This window comes from Limnohabitans rimovensis (SeqCode) (assembly GCF_965234775.1).
Lineage (GTDB): Bacteria > Pseudomonadota > Gammaproteobacteria > Burkholderiales > Burkholderiaceae_C > Limnohabitans > Limnohabitans rimovensis.
In genome coordinates this window covers 109,332-122,544 of sequence record NZ_OZ248571.1, presented here as the reverse complement: position 1 = coordinate 122,544, position 13,213 = coordinate 109,332, and the positions used below count along the sequence as shown (strand labels likewise).

Annotated in this window: 10 protein-coding genes; 5 read left to right on the top strand and 5 right to left on the bottom strand. The window is 62.5% G+C overall.

Going from position 1 to position 13,213, the window contains the following annotated elements:
• Window positions 1-40 precede the first annotated feature (40 nt).
• The 4 genes from AC8GFZ_RS16480 to AC8GFZ_RS16465 all read left to right on the top strand — a co-directional run bounded on the left by AC8GFZ_RS16480 (window position 41) and on the right by AC8GFZ_RS16465 (window position 5,083).
• The gene (locus AC8GFZ_RS16480; protein ID WP_506646013.1) at window positions 41-757 is read left to right on the top strand and encodes a Crp/Fnr family transcriptional regulator; all 717 of its coding nucleotides are present in this window, start codon (window positions 41-43) and stop codon (window positions 755-757) included.
• Window positions 754-1,530, top strand: coding sequence for a pseudouridine synthase (locus AC8GFZ_RS16475; protein ID WP_506646012.1), 777 nt, complete (start codon window positions 754-756; stop codon window positions 1,528-1,530). Before AC8GFZ_RS16480 ends, AC8GFZ_RS16475 begins: the two co-directional genes overlap by 4 nt.
• Before the next feature lie 101 nt (window positions 1,531-1,631).
• Window positions 1,632-3,572: a molecular chaperone HtpG gene (gene htpG, locus AC8GFZ_RS16470; RefSeq protein ID WP_506646011.1), complete on the top strand. Its 1,941-nt coding sequence runs from the start codon at window positions 1,632-1,634 to the stop codon at window positions 3,570-3,572.
• A gap of 185 nt (window positions 3,573-3,757) precedes the next feature.
• Window positions 3,758-5,083, top strand: a complete 1,326-nt coding sequence (locus AC8GFZ_RS16465; RefSeq protein ID WP_506646010.1) for an NAD(P)/FAD-dependent oxidoreductase — start codon at window positions 3,758-3,760, stop codon at window positions 5,081-5,083.
• 221 nt (window positions 5,084-5,304) lie between these two features.
• Here the strand turns inward: AC8GFZ_RS16465 and AC8GFZ_RS16460 are convergent, their stop codons facing one another.
• The 5 genes from AC8GFZ_RS16460 to AC8GFZ_RS16440 all read right to left on the bottom strand — a co-directional run bounded on the left by AC8GFZ_RS16460 (window position 5,305) and on the right by AC8GFZ_RS16440 (window position 11,678).
• Window positions 5,305-6,435, bottom strand: a complete 1,131-nt coding sequence (locus AC8GFZ_RS16460; RefSeq protein ID WP_506646009.1) for an ATP-binding protein — start codon at window positions 6,433-6,435, stop codon at window positions 5,305-5,307.
• Window positions 6,436-6,582: 147 nt separating this feature from the next.
• Window positions 6,583-7,200, bottom strand: coding sequence for a carboxymuconolactone decarboxylase family protein (locus AC8GFZ_RS16455; protein WP_506646008.1), 618 nt, complete (start codon window positions 7,198-7,200; stop codon window positions 6,583-6,585).
• 111 nt (window positions 7,201-7,311) lie between these two features.
• Window positions 7,312-8,241 (bottom strand): fumarylacetoacetate hydrolase family protein, encoded by a 930-nt coding sequence (locus tag AC8GFZ_RS16450; RefSeq protein ID WP_506646007.1) that lies wholly within the window; start codon window positions 8,239-8,241, stop codon window positions 7,312-7,314.
• A gap of 60 nt (window positions 8,242-8,301) precedes the next feature.
• Window positions 8,302-10,521, bottom strand: a complete 2,220-nt coding sequence (locus tag AC8GFZ_RS16445; protein WP_506646006.1) for an acetate--CoA ligase family protein — start codon at window positions 10,519-10,521, stop codon at window positions 8,302-8,304.
• Window positions 10,518-11,678 carry an acyl-CoA dehydrogenase family protein gene (locus AC8GFZ_RS16440; protein ID WP_506646005.1) on the bottom strand — a complete coding sequence of 387 codons (1,161 nt, stop codon included), beginning with the start codon at window positions 11,676-11,678 and terminating at the stop codon, window positions 10,518-10,520. The genes AC8GFZ_RS16445 and AC8GFZ_RS16440 overlap by 4 nt, the downstream gene beginning before the upstream one ends.
• Before the next feature lie 202 nt (window positions 11,679-11,880).
• Between AC8GFZ_RS16440 and AC8GFZ_RS16435 the strand changes: the two genes are divergently transcribed.
• On the top strand, window positions 11,881-13,206 hold the full coding sequence (locus tag AC8GFZ_RS16435) for an MmgE/PrpD family protein (RefSeq protein WP_506646004.1): 1,326 nt from the start codon (window positions 11,881-11,883) through the stop codon (window positions 13,204-13,206).
• Window positions 13,207-13,213 lie beyond the last annotated feature (7 nt).

Below are 13,213 nucleotides of genomic sequence, written 5' to 3'. Positions count from 1 at the left end.
ATCTAGGGAAAGCCCTGATCTCGACTGACCCCCTGCTGACATGAACACCGAAACCCCCCTGCACCAACGCCGCCGCCCGCCCACGCCCGCAGAACTGGCGGGCATTCCTTGGTTGGCCGCCATGACCGAGGCTGAGCAGGCCTTGGCCGTGCCGCGCATCGTGGTTGGCGATGCCCAACCCGGCGACCTGGTGTGCCGCTTTGGCAAAGCGCCCACCTACTGGTTTGGGGTGGTTGAGGGCCTGCTCAAGATGAGCACCGACAACGAGCAAGGCTACAGCGTCACCTTCACCGGCCTGCCCTCGGGGGGTTGGTTTGGCGAGGGCACCGCGCTCAAGCGCGAGTCCTACCGCTACAACGTGCAAGCCCTGCGCAACACCACGGTGGCGGGCCTGCCGCTGGAGACTTTTCACCTGCTGCTGGACAAGTCCATTGGTTTCAACCGCTTTGTCATGAACCAACTCAACGAACGCTTGGGCCAGTTCATCGCGGCGCGCGAAATCGACCGCCTGGCCAACCCCGATGTGCGCGTGGCGCGCAATTTGGCCGCGCTGTTCAACCCGGTGCTGTTCCCTGGCGTGGGCGAGGTGCTGCGCATCACCCAGCAAGAGCTGGCTTATTTGGTGGGTTTGTCGCGCCAGCGGGTGAATGTGGCCCTCAATGCTTTGCAACAAGCCCAATGGATTCGGCTGGAATACGGCGGTGTGCGCGTGCTCAACCTCACCGCCTTGCGCAGCCATACACTCGACACCCCATGAACGACGCCCTCACCCGACTGAACAAACGCATGGCCGAGCTAGGTCTGTGCTCGCGCCGCGAGGCCGACGACTGGATCGCCAAGGGCTGGGTGAAGGTGAATGGCGAGGTGGCGGTGCTGGGCAAACCGGTCAGCCCCTTGGACCGCATCGAGGTGGACAAACTCGCGCGGGGCCAGCAAGACAAACAAGTCACCATCATCCTGCACAAGCCCATGGGCTTTGTCAGCGGCCAAGCCGAGGACGGCCACACCCCCGCCATCAACCTGATCGAGGCCGGCAACCGCTGGCGCGACGACCGCTCGCCCACCCGTTTTGTGCCGCGCCAACGCATGGGGCTAGCGCCTGCGGGCCGCTTGGACATCGACTCGGTGGGTCTGCTGGTACTGACCCAAGACGGCCGCGTGGCGCGACAGTTGATAGGCGAGAACTCCGAGGTGGAGAAAGAGTATTTGGTGCGGGTGCAGTATGGGCGCTTGCCTGTGGGTGAGGTGCAAACCGATGTGCAGTCGCTGTTTCCGCCCGAGCAACTGGCCCAGCTGTGCCACGGCTTGGCGCTGGACGGTCAAGCCTTGAAGCCGGCCGTGGTGGACTGGCAAAACCCCGAGCAACTGCGCTTTGTGCTGCGCGAGGGCAAAAAACGGCAAATCCGGCGCATGTGCGAGCTGGTGGGCCTGACCGTGGTCGGCTTGAAGCGGGTGCGCATTGGCCGCGTGAAGCTGGGTCAACTGCCGGTGGGGCAGTGGCGGTATTTGGCGGCGGGTGAGGTGTTTTAGGCCCCTTGAAATCCCCGCCCCAGACCCCTATATGACAATTCATGTTGCGTCAGCCCGTTCTGACGCCTTTTCTTGATTTCACTTTTGTTTTTACAAATCCCATGAGCACCCAAAAACACGCCTTCCAAGCCGAAGTGGCCCAACTGCTGCATTTGGTCACCCACTCGCTGTACTCCAACAAAGAAATTTTTCTGCGCGAGCTGATCTCCAACGCCTCGGACGCTTGCGACAAGCTGCGTTATGAAGCGCTGAACAACGCTGCGTTGTTTGAGGACACACCGACGCTGGACATCCGCGTGGCGTTTGACAAAGCCGCCAAGACGCTGACCATCAGCGACAACGGCATTGGCATGAGCGAGCAAGAGGCGATTGACCATTTGGGCACCATCGCCAAGAGCGGCACCCGCGACTTCATGAGCAAACTGAGCGGCGACCAGCAAAGCGACGCCAAAGACCAAGGCTCGCTCATTGGCCAGTTTGGCGTGGGCTTTTATTCGGGCTTCATCGTTGCCGACAAGATCGTGGTGGAAACCCGCCGCGCCGGTGCGGCCCCTGCCGAGGGCGTGCGCTGGACCAGTGGCGGCAGTGGCGACTTTGAGGTGGAGACCATCACCCAAAACCAACGCGGCACGCACATCATTCTGCATTTGCGCGACGACGCCGACGAGTACCTGAGCAACTGGAAGCTCAAGTCCATCATCAACAAATACTCTGACCACATCGCCTTGCCCATCCTGATGCGCAAAGAGGAATGGAAAGAAGGCGAGAAAGACCAACCCGGCGAGATGGTGGTCACCGACGAGTGGGAAACCATCAACAAAGCCTCGGCCTTGTGGACCCGCCCCAAAAAAGACATCACAGAAGAGCAACACGCCGAGTTCTACAAAGCCATCAGCCACGACTTTGAGCCGCCGCTGGCGTGGAGCCACAACAAGGTGGAAGGCAGCACCGAATACACCCAACTGCTGTACCTGCCCAGCAAAGCGCCGTTTGATTTGTGGAACCGCGACAAAAAAGGCGGCATCAAGCTGTATGTGAAACGCGTGTTCATCATGGACGACGCCGAGGCCTTGCTGCCCACCTACCTGCGCTTTGTGAAGGGCGTGGTGGACTCTGCCGATTTGCCCCTGAACGTGAGCCGCGAGTTGCTGCAAGAAAGCCGCGACGTGAAAGCCATCCGCGAGGGCAACACCCGCCGCGTGCTGTCCATGCTGGAAGACTTGGCCAAACACGACGCACCCGCGGCAGACGCCAGCGACGACGACAAAAAAGACGCCGGCAAGTTCACCAAGTTCTATACAGACTTTGGCGCGGTGCTCAAAGAAGGCTTGGGCGAAGACTTTGCCAACAAAGACAAGATCGCCAAGCTGCTGCGCTTTGCCAGCTCCACCACCGACTCGGTGAGCGTGGGCTTTGCCGACTACAAAGCGCGCATGAAGGAAGGCCAAGAGGCCATTTTCTACATCACCGCCGACAGCTTGGCCGCGGCCAAGAACAGCCCGCAACTGGAAGTGTTCCGCAAAAAAGGCATTGAAGTGCTGCTCATGAGCGACCGGGTGGACGAATGGGCGCTGGGCTTTTTGAACGAGTTTGACGGCACGCCGCTGCAAAGCGTGGCCAAGGGCGCGTTCGACTTGGGCAAGCTGCAAGACGAAGAGGAAAAGAAAGCCGCCGAAGAAGCCGCCGAAACCTTCAAGCCACTGCTGGCCAAACTCAAAGAGGCTTTGAAAGACAAGGCCGAAGACGTGCGCGTCACCTCGCGCTTGGTCGATTCACCCGCGTGTTTGGTGGTGAAAGACGACGGCATGTCGCTGCAACTGGCCCGCATGTTGAAGCAAGCCGGTCAAAGCGCGCCCGAGAGCAAGCCCATTTTGGAAGTGAACCCCGAGCACCCGCTGGTGAAAAAGCTCGACACGCCCGAGGGAAACATCCACTTCCACGACCTCGCCCACATCGTGTTCGACCAAGCCCTGCTGGCCGAAGGCGGCATGCCCGAAGACCCAGCGGCTTATGTGAAGCGGGTGAATGCCTTGTTGGTGTAACTGAGCTTCATTGCACATCGAAGGCGTTGCGAGGGGCGCAAGCCCCGAGCAACCCTTGGAGGAAATGCTGGGGTGGGTGTCTCCGTGATCGGCAGGGGCCATCGATCACCCAATCTTTTTTCCCTGTAAATTCAGGCCTCCAACGGCCCCACGCGGGCCCCTCTGACCCCCGCACAAGGAAGCCCATGGCAAACCCACACCACATCGTGATCATTGGCGGGGGCGCGGGCGGGCTGGAGTTGGCCACCCGCTTGGGCGACACCCTGGGTCGGCGCGCACAGGCGCGCATCACCTTGGTGGACAAAAACCGCACCCACATTTGGAAGCCCAAGCTGCACGAAATCGCTGCGGGCAGCATGGACATGGGCGACCACGAGGTGGACTACATGGCGCAAGCGCACTGGCACCACTTCACCTTTCGTTTGGGCGAGTTGCGCGACATCGATCGCGTCCATAAAACCGTGGCGCTGTCACCCTACCTGGACGAAGCTGGGCAAGAGGTCACGCCGGTGCAAAGCATTGCCTACGACACCTTGGTGGTGTGCATTGGCAGCCTGAGCAACGACTTTGGCACGCCCGGTGTGCGCGAGCACGCCATGCGCTTGGAAACCGCCGAGGACGCGCGGCGCTTTCACGCCCGCATGGTCAACGCCTGCATCCGCGCCCACCACCAAGCCGCCGCACTGCGCAGCGGGCAATTGCATGTGGCCATCATTGGCGCGGGGGCTACCGGCATTGAGCTGGCGGCCGAGTTGCACCGCACCACCCGCGAGGTGGTGGCTTACGGCTTGGACCGGGTGAACCCCGACAAAGACATCCGCGTCAAGGTGATCGAGGCCGCGCCGCGCGTGCTGCCGGCCCTGCCCGAGCGCTTGTCCACCGCCACCACGCTGTTGCTGCAAAAGCTCGGTGTGGAAGTGCACACCAACGCCAAGGTGGAAGCGGTGATGGCCGATGGCGTGCGCCTGTCCGATGGCCGCACCGTAGAGGCGGAAATTGTGGTGTGGGCCGCTGGCGTGAAAGCGCCTGACTTTTTGAACAACCTGTCCGGGCTGGAGACCAATCGGCTCAACCAACTGGTGGTGCTGCCGACGTTGCAAACCACGCGTGACAGCGACATTTTTGCCTTGGGCGACTGCGCGGCTTGCCCCTGGCCCGAAAGCCCATCCGATCGCCTGCCCAATGTGCCCCCCAGGGCGCAGGCCGCGCACCAACAGGCCAGCCACATGGCCCAACAAATCCAGCGCCGCTTGCGCGGACAAAGCCTGCAAGACTACCGCTACCGCGACTTTGGTTCGCTGGTCTCGCTGGGCCAATTCAGCACGGTGGGCAATATGATGGGGGGCTTGATTGGCGACAGCTTGATGATCGAAGGCGTGTTCGCCAAGATGATGTACCTGTCGCTGTACAAAATGCACGAGCTGGCCTTGCACGGTTGGACCAAGGTGGCGCTCGACACCCTGGCGCGCTTGATCTTGCGCCGCACCGAGCCGCATGTGAAGCTGCACTGAGGCAGGCCCCTGCCACCAACCGGCTGACGTGGGCGGGTACCCCATTCGCAATGCCTTGGCCGAGCGCAACAAAAGCGGTCACACCGCAGCTGTTCATTTCACGCCCCCATCCACTTCTCTGCGTTTGAATTGGCCTGCACAGCGCGCACCGACCAGCTGCGCCCTAAGGTGTACAGCCTGGGGTTCGTGCGATAGAGCTGGGGGGTGTTGGCGCCAGCCTCTCAAGCCAGCAAGCCGTTCAAAAAATCATGCGCCACCATGATTTCAATCGCGTCCCGGGTGTGGCTGTGGCTTGCATTGCGCACCACCTGCACGGCTTGCACCGGGGCTTTCTCCAGGGCGAAGCGTTGCAAGGCGCGGTGCGGTTTGACATCTGACATTTTGCATTCCACCAAGTGCGTCAGTTGGTTTTTGTCGCTCAAGGCAAAGTCCACCTCAGCCCCGTCTTTGGTGCGGATGTAATGCAAGCCTGTTTCTTTGCCTTGCACATCATGCTGCCATTGCACATGCTTGAGCAGGCAAGCCGCCACCAGGTTTTCAAAGCGCAGACCTTCGTCGCCTTCGACCAGCCCGGTGTCGTAGAAATACACCTTGGGTGACTGCAACACCGAGCGGGCGATGTTGTCGTGGTAGGGGCGCACCACAAAAACAATATAAAGCGCCTCCAAAATATCCAGGTATTTTTTGAGCGTGGCCGGCGACACCGCCAAATCGCGGGCGATGCTGGCCAGCGACAAAGGCGAACCCACGCGCGAGCGCAGCATTTGGGCAAACAAGCGAATGGCGCTGACCTCTTGGATGCGCGAAAACTCCAGCACGTCGTTGCGCACCAAGCCATCAAAGTATTGCCTGCGCCAGCGTTCGGCCTGCGCCTGGTCCAAAGCCAGGCACGGCTCGGGAAAGCCGCCACGCTCGAGCAAGTGCGTCAGCGCGGCAGCGGGTGTCGCGCCACTTTGCTCACACCACTCGCGCACCGAGAACGGGTGCAGCCGCAAGCCAAAAAAACGACCCGCCAACGACTCACCACCTTGCCGAAATATATCCATGCGAGCGCTGCCCGTGACCAGCAGTTGTTGCCCTGCGGGTTTGCCGTCGTAGACGCCTTTGAGCCAGGCTTTCCAAGCGGTCATTTTGTGCACTTCGTCCAGCACCAGCAGCGGGGCTTGGGGGCTCCAACGCTGGTTGACGATCAGGGCGCGGTCGGCAGCAACGTCGTAGTTCAGGTACTGACCACCCAGCTGAGCGATCAGCTGGCGGCTCAGCGTGGTTTTGCCCACCTGCCGAGGGCCGGTCAGGAACACCATTTTCTGGCCCAGATCGGCCTGTACACGGTCGTCAAGATAGCGCTTCATGATGAAATTTTACGACTAAATTGCATAACATTGCAAATTAGTCGCGACTTTTGTGAAATATGCTTCAATAAAGTCGCATTTTAATTAAATGCCGAATTCGCGCCTTGCGCTGTGGCTGACCCTGGTCTGGCTGGCTCGCAGTGCCCCTCAGGGCAAAGGCGACAAAGGCAAAGGCGCCCCACCCGGGATGGGAGTGCGGTCCACATTCAGCACCATGGCCACCAACACGTAATAGCCATTGGTGGCGATCAAGTCCATCACGCCTTGCTCGCCAAAACGGCTGAACACCCCGTCGTAAGCCGCGTCGCTGACCCGCGTGGTGGCGTGCAGTTCGTGGCAAAAGTCGTAAATGACGGCTTCTTCGGCGCTCATGGTTGCGGGACGTTGACCTTGGGCAATGGCGGCGGCAATGGCCGGGTCCAGGCCGGCTTGCAATGCCAGTCGGTGGTGGGCGTGCCACTCATACTGCGCGGTCCACTGGCGGGCGGTGACCAAAATGGCCAGCTCGGTGAGCTTGGGGCCCAGGGTGCTTTTGAAGCGGATGTGCGAGCCCATTTTTTGCAAATGGTCGCCCAACTCAGGGCTGCGCAAGAACACATTGAACGGGCTGCCCAAGGTGGTGTCGGCGCTGTTGGCGGCCGAGCCGGCCACCGCCGCGCGCGGGCCAGAACGGATGGCCGCCGCGAGTTCGCGCTGTGCGGGTGTCATGGTTTGGTCGTTCAACAGCGAAAAACGCCGCCCATCGCTGTGTGCTGTGGTTGACATGGTCAATCCCCCTTATTTAAATGACTAAAACAGACGCTTCAATGAAAACGCCCGACCGTCCATCGCTGGGCCAGGTCGGGCGTGCCGCTGGGGCGTCAAGCCGGATGGGGCTTAGGCCTTGGCGTATTTGCCGGTGAGCTGAGGCGTGAGGCCTTCCAGACCTTTTTCAGTGCGCTCCAAACGCGTCTCGCGCGCCCAAGTGCGCTTGAGCTCGTCTTTCACATTGACCGTCAAGCGGCCCATGCCTTCGCACTCCAACTCGATCTTGTCGCCGTCTTGGAACGACGACAAACCCCGGTGGTTGGTGCCGGTGGCAATGATGTCGCCAGGCTCCAAGTCGTGGATGTGCGACACCCATTCGATGCAACGCGGAATTTTGTGCGCCATGTCGTCGGTGTTGAAGTTTTGCTTCAACTGGCCATTGACCCACAGCTTGACTTGCAGCTTTTGGGGATCGGGCACTTCATCGGCGGTCACCAAATATGGGCCAATCGGCGCAAAGGTGGCGCGCGACTTCATTTGGTAGAACACGTTGGTGGGGGGCACCACACCACGGGCCGAGCCGTCGATGAAGTTGATGTACCCAAACACGTGGTCCATGGCGTTGGCGGCGGACACGCGGCTGGTGGGCTTGCCAATCACCAAGCCGAGCTCGGCTTCGCCTTCAAACACCGAAGCGGCAAAGTCGGGCAGCACCATGGTGTCGCCGGGGCCAATGATGCAGCCAGGGGACTTGTGGAAGGCGTTGATGGGCGAAGGCTCTTTGAGGGTGCCGTCTTCCATGTAGTTGACCGCCATGCACTCGATGTTGGTGGGCTTGGGCACCGGTGGGCGGATGCGCACCGAAGCCACGGGCACGCCGGTGCCAGAGGCCGCAGCGGCTTCAAGGCGGGCGCGGAAATCGCCGAAATGGGCGATCAAACTGTTCATGCGGTCGCCGGGGCCCACATGGGGAATGTTGGCCACCACCGAGGTGACATCGACCACCTGATCGCCTTTGAGCACGCCCAAGCGAAAGTCATTGAAATGCATTAGCTTCATGAAATCTCCTCAAATCCATCATTTGCGATAAACAGGCAGCCGCGCCACCCACGAACACCATCATAAGCCGACCCGTATGGGCGTCACGACAAGGGTGTCACCCATGCTCTGGCGGCGGTCTGCGATCACCAAAGCGTCGGCGGCGCACACCCCTTGGCCCAAGGGCAAAACCATCAAGGGGTTGACCTCGGCTTCGATCACCCCGTCGCCCACGGCCAACACCGCCGCTTGCGAAAAGCGGCTGATGGCCTGGGCCAAGGCAGCCAGGTCGCCGACCGCTTGTCCGCGCAAGCCTTGCAAGGGGCTCAAGGCGCGCAGCTCGGCAATCATCTCCAGGGCCTGGGCCTCGTCCACTGGCGCCAAGCGGATGCTGCGCTCGCGCACCACCTCGGCCCAAATGCCGCCAGCGGCCAGCATGACGATGGCGCCGGCATCGGCATCGCGCTTGAAGCCCAACAACACCTCGGCCAAGCCTTTGACCATGGGTTGGACCAAAATTTCAAAATCCGCTGGCAGCGGCGCGTGGCGGGCGACATTGGTTTTCACCTGCTCCATGGCCACGCGCACGCCCTGCGCGTCGGCCACACCCAACACCACGCCGCCATGCTCGCTTTTGTGTGCCAACTGCGCCGAGCAAGCTTTCACCGCCACCGGATAAGCAAACGGCAAGGGCAAGGGCACCGGCCCATCGGCAGACACCGCCACTGACGCCGCCGAGGGCAAGCCCAAGGCCGTCAGCCAAGCGTGCGATTGGCGTTCGGACCAAGTGAACAACGGTGTGGGCACCAGCACATGGGCCTGCCGCAAAGTGCCTGTTGGGGCCGTTGGACCGCGTGCGGCCAAGGCCGCGCGCACCGCAGGGGCGCGGCGCGACACCAAGGCGGCGATCACATCGGCACAGCACTCGGGCGTGCGAAAGCACGGCACCTGGGCGGCGGTGAGTTGGGCGATGGCTTGGGGGGCGTCGGGGACGATCATGGCCGCCAGGGGCTTGCTGTGCGCGGCACTGTCGATGATGGGCTGCACCGCCAATTGCGGCTGAAACCGCGCCGACGAGCCCACCACCGCGACCACCGCGTCAAATTCGGGCGCCGCCAGCATCACGTCCAAGGCGGCTTTCATCACGGCGTAGCGGGTACCGGCCAAGGTCAGGTCCAGCACCCGGCCAGGGTTCACAGCCACGCCCAAGGCCTGCAAGCGCTGCAAGGTCTCGGCACTGGCCGCCTCGACCACCACACCGCGAATGCCGAGTTGATCGACCAACATGGCCGCGCCACCACCCGTGGTGGTGACCACGCCAACACGGCGCAAGGGCTGCACCGCGTTCAACAAGGGCCAGCGGACGGCCAAAGCCTGGGCTTCGAGCAAGGACTCCAAAATGCCCACCCGCGCCATACCGCTGTCTTTGAAATAGGCGTCGGCGATGTCGTCCTCACCGGCCAAGGCGCCGGTGTGGCTTTGCACCATGTCAGCCGCCACGCTGGAGCGGCCCAATTTATAGACCACCACCGGCTTGCCGCGCTCGGCCGCCGCCAGGGCAAAAGCGCGCAGGGCCTGGCCGTGGTGCAGGCTTTCCAAGAACAGCACATAGCCCTTGATCTGCGGGTCGTCCAAGGTGGCGGCGCAGATTTCGCCCACGCTCAAATCGACCTCATTGCCCACCGAGACCAAGCTGGCAAAACCCACACCCCGGGCGCGACCGCGCGAGACCAGGGCACCGATCATGCTGCCGCTGTGCGACACCACCATCACCTCGCCCACTGGCATGTCGGGCTCGGCAAACGCGGCGTTGGCGGTCAGGGGCATGCGCGCACGCGGATTGACCACGCCCAAACTGCTGGGCCCGATCAGGCGCAAACCGTTTTCGCGGCAGATGTCGCGCAAGGCCTGCTCACGCGCCAAGCCCTCGGCACCCGCTTCGGAAAACCCACTGGCCAACACCGTGACCAAGCGCACACCCAAACGCGCGCATTCGCGCACCGTGTCGATCACGGTGTCCGTGGGGGTGATGACAAACACATGCTCCGGCACTTCGGGCAGGCTGGCCAGGTCGGGCCAAGCGGTCTCGCCCTGCACCTGGGCACGGCGCGGATTGACCGGGTAAATACGCCCGGCAAAACCGGCTTGGCGCAAAAACATGAGCGGGCGGCCCGATGTTTTGCTGGCATCGTCCGACGCCCCCACCACCGCCACGCTGTGGGGCGACAACAGCACCCGCGCCAATTCGGCGCCTTGCAATCGGGGCTGGGCGGGTCCCGCCGCTGATGGGGCGGCACTCATGCGGCTTTGGGCGGGCGTTGCGAAAACGTTCGCTCAAAAACGCCTTCTGCGATGCGGTTTTTCAGCATTTCGATGGAGCCGCCGGCGATCATCCAACCCCGCGTGCGGCGCACACAGTATTCAATCAGGGTTTCTTGGCTGTACCCAGTGGCGCCCATGACCTGCATGGCCTCGTTGGCCACCGCCCAACCCGCTTGGTTGCAGGCCAGCTTGGCCATGGCCGTGCTGTGCGCGCTGGGCAGGGCACCTCCCTCGCCCTCCATCGCGGCCTTGTAGAGCATCAACTGCGCGCTCTCCAGCTGCAAGGCCATGTCGGCAAACTTCCATTGCAAACCTTGGAACTCGCACAAAGGGCGGCCAAACTGCTTGCGGATCAAGGCATGTTCACGCGCCACATTGAAGCAGTAGCGCCCCAAGGCCAGCGAGCGCGAGGCATTGCCCAAGCGCTCCACATTGAAGCCGGCGATTTGCTTTTTGAACCCGCCAATGCCCAACAGCACCTGGCTGGCCGGGATGCGGCAGTTTTCAAAATACAACTGGCTCCACTGCTCACCACTCATGAAGTTAGACGGCTCGCCAATCGAAAACCCAGGCGTGCCGCGCTCCACCACTACCGAGCCAATCCCGTCCACCCCGGGGCCAAAGCGCACATAAATCAAAAACAAAGACGCATGCGGGCTGTGGGTGGAGAACACCTTGCTGCCGTTGATGACCACCTCATCGCCCTCCAGCGTGGCGCTGGTGACCAACTCGGTCACCGCCGAGCCGGCTTCGGGCTCGCTCATGCCCAAGCAGATCACTTGCTCGCCTTTGAGCAAGCCCGGCAAGTAACGCGCTTTCTGGGTCGAGCTGGCGTATTCCACAAAGGTGCGAATGGGGCCAAAGTTGCCGGCTTGCACGATGTCGGCGCTTTTCGGGCAGGCCAAGGCCACCTCTTGAATGGCCAGCACCGCGTGCATCAAGCTGCCACCTTGGCCGCCGTCGCGCTCGTCAAAGGCAATGCCGAGCAAGCCTTGGCGGGCCAAGGCTTTGGCCACATCGGAGGGGTAAGCCGCTGAATGGGCCCGCGCCAATGCGCCTGGCGCCAGCTCGGTTTGCGCGAAGCGCCGCACCGCTTGGGCAAAACTGTCGTGCTCTTCGTTCAAATGGAAATCCATGCCAAATTCCTGTGGTCAAGCGGGCGATTCTGACAAGGTTTGCCCCAGGCCCCAGGTCCGACCCGCGCGACCCATGCCCCGCCCTGCCCCAGCCTGTCGCTCAAGGGACGCGCCGGCTTGTTAAGCTGTGCCCTGAAACCTGGCCCTGGCCGGCCACCGCCCGCCAGACAACGCACAACACCTCAACGGCCCCACCCTTGCCATGACCATCATCGAATCGCTGGCCGCTTATGGCGCTCAGTTGTCCACCGCGCCGCTGTCCCCGGCGGTGCTGCACCATGCCAAGCGCGCCGTCATCGACTGGTATGCCGCCCTGTTGCCCGGTGCGGTGTGCGAACCGCCCACCTTGCTCGAGCAGGCCTTGGCCGACGACTTGGACCATGGCCGCGCCCGCTTGGCGCTGGGCCGCGCCGCATCCACCCGCACGGCCGCGCTGATCAACGGCACCGCCGCCCACACGGTGGAGTTTGATGACATTTACCGCGAAGCCATTTACCACCCGGGTGCGCCCACCATCGCTGCCGCCTGGGCGGTGGCCCAAGAAACCAATGCCTCGGGCCTGGATTTGCTGCGCGCGGTGGTGGCGGGCTACGAAATATCCACCCGCATTGGCGCCACCTTGGGCCGCGCCCACTACAAACATTGGCACAACACCGGCACCGTGGGCAGCTTTGGCGCGGCCGCTGCGGCCGCGACCTTGTACCGTTTGCCACCCAGCGCCTATGCCCACGCGATGGCCACGGTGGGCACCTTTGCCGCCGGTTTGCAACAAGCCTTTCGCATGGACTCGATGTCCAAGCCCCTGCACGCGGGCCGCGCCGCCGAGGCCGGAGTGTTGGCCGCGCAAGCCGCGCGCGCTGGTGTGACCGGCTCTTTGGACATTCTGGAGGGCGAGGCCGGCATGGGCGTGGCCATGGGCAGTGGCCCCAACTGGCTGCCCATGCTGGGCGACTTGGGGCAGGTGTTCAACATCCAACACATGACCTTTAAAAACCATGCCTGCTGTGGCCACACCTTTGCCGCCATTGACGGCGCGCTGGCCTTGCAACAGCGCATGGGGGTCGCCGCCGAAGATTTGGCCGAGGTGCACATCGAAACCTATCAGCCCGCGCTGGATGTGGCAGGCAACCCCAACCCACAAACCGCCGCCGAAGCGCGCTTTAGCTTGCCTTTTGTGGTGGCCAGCGCCTTGGTGCATGGCAGCGTGCGCTTGGCCGCCTTCACCCCCGAGCGTTTGGCCGACGCGCAAGTGCGTGGTTTGATGCAGCGCCTGAGCCTGCGCGCAGACGCGCAAATCGACGCGGGCTTTCCTGGGCAACGCGCGGCGCGGGTGCGCTTGGTCACGCGGGATGGGCGCGAGGATGTGTTCTTCCAGCCCAACCGCAAGGGCGACCCCGAAGACCCGCTGACCGATGCCGATTTGGACAGCAAATTCATCGAACTGGCCGCACCGGTGATTGGCGACGCCAAGGCCCGCGCCTTGCTGCAACAACTGTGGCAACTCGAGCAAGCCGCCCAACTCCCCTGAACCGAAA

Bases quoted from the DNA above. Each gene is read 5' to 3' on its own strand.
- AC8GFZ_RS16465 (WP_506646010.1), top strand. From the start codon at position 3,758: ATGGCAAACCCACACCACATCGTGATCATTGGCGGGGGCGCGGGCGGG.
- AC8GFZ_RS16450 (WP_506646007.1), bottom strand. From the start codon at position 8,241: ATGAAGCTAATGCATTTCAATGACTTTCGCTTGGGCGTGCTCAAAGGC.
- AC8GFZ_RS16445 (WP_506646006.1), bottom strand. From the start codon at position 10,521: ATGAGTGCCGCCCCATCAGCGGCGGGACCCGCCCAGCCCCGATTGCAA.
- AC8GFZ_RS16475 (WP_506646012.1), top strand. From the start codon at position 754: ATGAACGACGCCCTCACCCGACTGAACAAACGCATGGCCGAGCTAGGT.
- AC8GFZ_RS16460 (WP_506646009.1), bottom strand. From the start codon at position 6,435: ATGAAGCGCTATCTTGACGACCGTGTACAGGCCGATCTGGGCCAGAAA.
- AC8GFZ_RS16455 (WP_506646008.1), bottom strand. From the start codon at position 7,200: ATGTCAACCACAGCACACAGCGATGGGCGGCGTTTTTCGCTGTTGAAC.
- AC8GFZ_RS16480 (WP_506646013.1), top strand. From the start codon at position 41: ATGAACACCGAAACCCCCCTGCACCAACGCCGCCGCCCGCCCACGCCC.
- AC8GFZ_RS16435 (WP_506646004.1), top strand. From the start codon at position 11,881: ATGACCATCATCGAATCGCTGGCCGCTTATGGCGCTCAGTTGTCCACC.
- htpG (WP_506646011.1), top strand. From the start codon at position 1,632: ATGAGCACCCAAAAACACGCCTTCCAAGCCGAAGTGGCCCAACTGCTG.
- AC8GFZ_RS16440 (WP_506646005.1), bottom strand. From the start codon at position 11,678: ATGGATTTCCATTTGAACGAAGAGCACGACAGTTTTGCCCAAGCGGTG.